The organism is Pseudomonas oryzicola, from assembly GCF_014269185.2.
GTDB classification, from domain to species: Bacteria; Pseudomonadota; Gammaproteobacteria; order Pseudomonadales; family Pseudomonadaceae; genus Aquipseudomonas; species Aquipseudomonas oryzicola.
Window position 1 is genome coordinate 1 of sequence record NZ_JABWRZ020000014.1, and the last position, 361, is coordinate 361.

The 361-nt window shown below is 61.8% G+C and carries 1 protein-coding gene; it reads left to right on the forward strand.

Going from position 1 to position 361, the window contains the following annotated elements:
* Nucleotides 1–361: immunoglobulin-like domain-containing protein (locus tag HU760_RS24370; RefSeq protein WP_217858986.1), on the forward strand; the 361-nt coding region annotated here is incomplete at both ends.

A 361-nucleotide genomic window follows, 5' to 3' on the forward strand; every position in this document is an offset into this window, starting at 1 on the left:
GGGCAACGAAGGCGACCTGGTCAAGGTCACCATCACTGCTGACCAGCCTTCGGTGGCCGAGAACGTCAAACCGACCTTCACCGTGCACATCAACCAGGCCCTGGCCCACGACCTGGTCGTGACCCTGAGCAACAATGCCCAGGTCACCATCAAGGCGGGTGAGACCAGCGCAGCCTACGAGCACGCGGCACAAGGCGATGACGTGTACAAGGACTCGGGCGAACTCAGCCTGGGCATCAAGTCGGCTGTGGACGTCGATGGCCATACCTTCGAAAACCTGCAGCTGGGCGATGCGGCCAAGGTTCAGGTCACCGACACCACTGACGAAGTGGTGGCCAAGCTGACTGCGACCCCTTCGGTT